We start from the raw sequence: 4,497 nt of genomic DNA on the forward strand, positions 1-4,497 counted from the left end.
AGCGAAGCCGTGGAACGCGCCATCCTGGAAGGCGTGATGAAGCTCCTGGAGGAGGGCGTGCCCCTCGCCGAGCTGTCCATCGAGCGGGTCGCGCGCACGGCCGGCGTCGGCAAGGCCACCATCTACCGGCGCTGGAGCGGCAAGGAGGAACTGTTCGTCGACGTCGTGCGCGCCGCCGAACCCCCCGAGCCCGAACTCCCCGGCACCTGCCTGCGCGACGACCTGGTGGCGCTGCTGGAGTCGCTGCGCCGACGCGGCCTGGTGAGCCGTTCCTCGGCGATCCTGCACAACGTGTACGCCCAGATGAAGTCGACCCCGAAACTCTGGGCGGCGTACCACGCCAGCGTCATAGCGCCCCGGCGCGCCGTGGCCCTGGAAGTGCTGCGCCGGGCGCAGGAACGGGGCGAGATCCGGGCGGACGTCGACCTGGACCTGGCCAACGACATGCTCGCCGGCCCCATGCTCGTCCGCTCCGTCATGCGCCCCGACGCCGACCTGCCCGAGGGGCTGGCGGAGCGGATCGTCGACACGGTCCTGGAGGGCCTACGCCCCGTCAGGTCGACAGCCTCGTAGCACTCGTGTGCGCGTTTCGTCACAGAACGCGCCGTCCGCGGGGGAACCGGAACTCCTGGCACCGGCTCGTTCGTCCTCGTCTTCCGTACGGCCGTCATGGGGCGGCGGGAACGAGCCGATCATCCCCTAGGGTCGTCAACAGCACGGGGGCGAACGGTGTGCACGGCAGGCAGTGAGGCAAACGGTATGGCGCAGCAGGCGTACATGACGGAGACGGCAGGCGACGGCCCGGGTCCCGAGCGGCCGGGATCCCGGTTTCGGCGCCTCCTGCACCGCCTGTTCTCCGGCTGGCGGAACGATCCGCGGATCTGGCGGCGCGGTCTCGTCCTCGCCGCGCTGGCCCTGCTGCTCGCCCTGGTGATGCTGGTGCACGCCCACATCCCCAACGCGGTGGGCAATCTCGGTTCACTGACCGAGACGTTTCTGCCCTGGCTGGGCCTGGCGGTCCCGGTGCTCCTGGTGCTCGCCCTGATCCGCAGGTCGGCGACCGCGCTGATCGTGCTGGTCCTGCCGGCGACCGTCTGGCTGAACCTCTTCGGCGGGCTGCTCACCGACAAGACGGGCACCGGCGGCGACCTGATGGTGGCCACCCACAACGTGAACGCCGACAACCCGGACCCGGCCGCGACCGCCACCGACGTGGCCGCCTCCGGCGCCGACGTCCTGGCCCTGGAGGAACTGCCCGCCTCCGCCGTGCCCGTCTACGAGAAGGCGCTCGCGCCGACGTACAAGTACCACGCGGTGGCCGGCACGGTCGGCCTGTGGAGCAAGTACCCGATGACCGGGGTGGAGGCGGTCGACATCAAGCTGGGCTGGACGCGGGCGATGCGGGCCACCGTGGCCACCCCCCGCGGCCCGGTCGCGTTCTACGTCGCCCACCTGCCCTCGGTGCGCGTGAAGCTGGAGGCCGGCTTCACCGCACGGCAACGGGACAAGAGCGCCGACGCGCTCGGCGAGGCGATCGCCGACGAGCCCCTGAAGCGGGTCGTGCTGCTCGGCGACCTCAACGGCACCATGAACGACCGCTCGCTCAACGCCGTCACCTCCCAGCTGCGCTCCACGCAGGGCGCGGCCGGCAGCGGCTTCGGCTTCAGCTGGCCGGCGTCGTTCCCGATGGCGCGCATCGACCAGATCATGGTCCGGGGCGCGGAGCCGGAGAGCAGCTGGACGCTGCCGCGCACCAACAGCGACCACCTGCCGGTGGCGGCCCGTGTGAAGCTCGACACAGCCTCCTGAGCCGCTGGAATTCCGGACCGGAGTGCGTTTGTTCCGTACGGGAACATACTGCGAGACTCGAACCCGTACGGCACTGCGCTCTGAAAGGTCCTTCATGCCCCTCGCCCTGCTCGCCCTCGCTGTGGGCGCCTTCGGCATCGGCACGACCGAGTTCGTGATGATGGGGCTGCTCCCCGAGGTCGCGGACGACCTGCACATCTCGATCCCCACCGCCGGGCACCTGGTCTCGGCGTACGCGCTGGGCGTCGTCATCGGCGCCCCGCTGCTGGCCGCGCTGACCTCCCGGCTGTCCCGCCGGACCGTGCTGATCTCCCTGATGGCACTGTTCGTGGCGGGCAACGCCCTGTCGGCGTTCGCCCCCGGCAACGGCTCCCTGCTGGCCGCCCGCTTCCTGAGCGGCCTGCCGCACGGCGCCTTCTTCGGCGTCGGCGCCGTCGTCGCCACCGCGATGGTCCCGCCCGAGCGCAAGGCGCGCTCGGTCTCCCTGATGTTCCTCGGCCTGACCGTCGCCAACATCGCCGGCGTCCCCGCCGCCACCCTCATGGGCCAGCACCTCGGCTGGCGCGCGACGTTCCTCGCGGTCAGCGCGATCGGCCTGGCCGCCATCGTCTCCCTCGCCCTCCTCGTCCCGCACGACCGCGAGCACGCCGCCGCATCGGCGGGCCTGCGCGGCGAACTGGCCGCCCTGCGGTCCCTGCCGGTCTGGCTGGCCCTCGGTACGACGGTGGCGGGCTTCGGCGCGCTCTTCGCCGCCTACAGCTACGTCACCCCGATGCTCACCGGCACCGCCGGCTACGCCGAGACCAGCGTGACCCTGCTGCTGGCCCTGTTCGGCGTCGGCGCCACCGCCGGCAATCTGCTGGGCGGCCGGCTGGCGGACCACTCGCTGCGCGGCACCCTGTTCGGCGGCCTGGTCTCGCTGGGCGTCGTCCTGCTGCTGTTCCCGCTGCTGATGCGGGCGGAGTGGAGCGCGGCCCTCGCCGTGACCCTGCTGGGCGCCGCCGCGTTCATCACCGGCTCCCCGCTCCAGCTGATGGTGATGGAGAAGGCCGCCGCGGCCCCCTCCCTCGCCTCCTCCGCCAACCAGGCGGCCTTCAACCTGGCCAACGCCGGCGGCGCCTGGATCGGCGGCCTCGCCCTGGCCGCCGGCTTCGGTACGACCTCCCCGGCCCTCGCGGGCGCCCTCTTGGCGGTGCTGGGCCTGGGCGTGGCGGCCGTGGCGCACACGGTGGACCGCCGGCGGGCGGCCCCGTCGGCGGGCCGGGTGGTGGCGGCGCACCTGCCGGAGGAATCGGGGGCGCTGCGGGGCTGAGGCCGCGACACGGAAGGCCAGGACGCCCATGGCAGTGAGGCGCCGCTGCCGCCCCGGCCCCCGCCGCTGTTCAGAGGCTGCGGGCGGTGATGTCACCGTGCGAGGTGGTGGCGCGGATGTCGAGTCCGACGCCGCCGTCGTTCCGCAGGGCGTTGCTGACGCGGCCGTGGCCGGTGTCCGCGTCCAGTGACGCGGAGACTCCGGGGGCCGCGGCGACCGAGATGTCGCCGGACCGGGTGCGCAGGACGACCGTGCCGCTCCCGGCCTCGGCGATGCGGATGTCGCCCCGTTCGGTGCTGATCTCCGCCGAGCCGCCCAGCCGCCCGATCTCGACGTCCCCGTCGACCGCGGTCAGCCGGACGCCCGCGGCTTCGTCGATCTTTATCCGCTGGTGGGCGCCGTCGAAGGCGAGGTCCCCGAGGCGGCCGACCCCGCGCAGTTCGGCGGCGGACGCCCTGCCCTCCACCCGGGAGCCGGCGGGCAGCTGGACGGTCACCTCGACGGCTCCCGAGGAGCCGAGGAGCTGGTTCCTCGCCGCCGGGGCCGCGATCCGCAGGACGCCGTCGTCGTACGAGACCTCGATCTGCTCCGCCGCCTTCACGTCACGGCTCTTGGCGGCGTCCGCGGGCAGGACCTCGACCGTGGTGTCGGCCCGGTCGGCGGCGATGAGCTGGATGCGTCCCGAGGGGATGTCGAGGACGGCGGAGACGGCGGCGGGAGTGGCGAACTCGTGCATCGTGGATTCCTTCGTTCGTTGTTTCCGATGCAGGAAACGCTACGTTGCCTTCATGAAGTTGGCAACAACTACGTTGCACCGTCGAGGTGTTCATGCAGCTCACCTGCATGAAGTCGTTGCAATGGGCCATACGATAACGCAACGACAGCCACCCCGTTCATTGCAATGAATTGCCGGTGAACGCTAAGCTGGGGGCGTTCGGAACCGAAGAAGGAGGCCGTGGTGCCGGGAGGCAGGCTCACCCAGCAGGAACGCCAGCAGATCGCGCTGGGACTGGCCGACGGCCTCGCCTACGCGGAGATCGCCCGGCGGCTCGACCGTCCGACCTCGACCGTCACCCGGGAGGTCATGCGCAACGGCGGCCCCACCGCCTACCGCGCCGACCTCGCCCACCGCGCCACCGAGCGGCGCGCCCACCGGCGCCGGCGGGCCGTACCCCGCGGGACCGAGGCACTCGCGCAGGGCTACGGACGCGATCCCGAGGCCGTGCGCGCGTACGAGGAGACGCTCACCACCGTCTTCATGCAGTCCGGCACGCCCCACATGATGGCGCGGGTGATGGCCTGCCTGACCATCAGCGACGCGGGCAGCCTCACCGCGGCCGAACTCGTCCGGCACCTCCAGGTCAGTCCGGCGTCCG

5 protein-coding genes are annotated in these 4,497 nt (G+C 72.3%); 4 read left to right on the plus strand and 1 reads right to left on the minus strand.

Annotation, left to right across the window (positions count from 1 at the left end; genetic code table 11):
• From IE312_RS29135 to IE312_RS29145, 3 genes are all read left to right on the plus strand, one after another.
• Positions 1–573, plus strand: a 573-nt coding sequence (locus tag IE312_RS29135) for a TetR/AcrR family transcriptional regulator (RefSeq protein WP_229900557.1), incomplete at its 5' end; no start/stop codon positions are given.
• A gap of 186 nt (positions 574–759) precedes the next feature.
• Complete coding sequence (locus IE312_RS29140) at positions 760–1,809, plus strand: endonuclease/exonuclease/phosphatase family protein (protein WP_189985282.1); 1,050 nt, start codon at positions 760–762, stop codon at positions 1,807–1,809.
• Positions 1,810–1,903: 94 nt separating this feature from the next.
• Positions 1,904–3,121 carry an MFS transporter gene (locus IE312_RS29145; protein ID WP_189985283.1) on the plus strand — a complete coding sequence of 406 codons (1,218 nt, stop codon included), beginning with the start codon at positions 1,904–1,906 and terminating at the stop codon, positions 3,119–3,121.
• Between the two features lie 70 nt (positions 3,122–3,191).
• On the opposite strand, the gene IE312_RS29150 is transcribed toward IE312_RS29145, so the two are convergent.
• Entirely contained in the window at positions 3,192–3,857 is a 666-nt protein-coding gene (locus IE312_RS29150; RefSeq protein WP_189985284.1) for a DUF4097 family beta strand repeat-containing protein, read from the minus strand.
• A gap of 222 nt (positions 3,858–4,079) precedes the next feature.
• Here IE312_RS29150 and IE312_RS42295 point away from each other — a divergent pair.
• Positions 4,080–4,497: helix-turn-helix domain-containing protein (locus tag IE312_RS42295; RefSeq protein ID WP_229900558.1), on the plus strand; the 418-nt coding region annotated here is incomplete at its 3' end.

The organism is Streptomyces capoamus (assembly GCF_014654935.1).
GTDB classification, from domain to species: Bacteria; Actinomycetota; Actinomycetes; order Streptomycetales; family Streptomycetaceae; genus Streptomyces; species Streptomyces capoamus.

Coding starts and splice junctions, on each gene's coding strand:
- IE312_RS29140 (WP_189985282.1), top strand. CDS start 760: ATGGCGCAGCAGGCGTACATGACGGAGACGGCAGGCGACGGCCCGGGT.
- IE312_RS29145 (WP_189985283.1), top strand. CDS start 1,904: ATGCCCCTCGCCCTGCTCGCCCTCGCTGTGGGCGCCTTCGGCATCGGC.
- IE312_RS29150 (WP_189985284.1), bottom strand. CDS start 3,857: ATGCACGAGTTCGCCACTCCCGCCGCCGTCTCCGCCGTCCTCGACATC.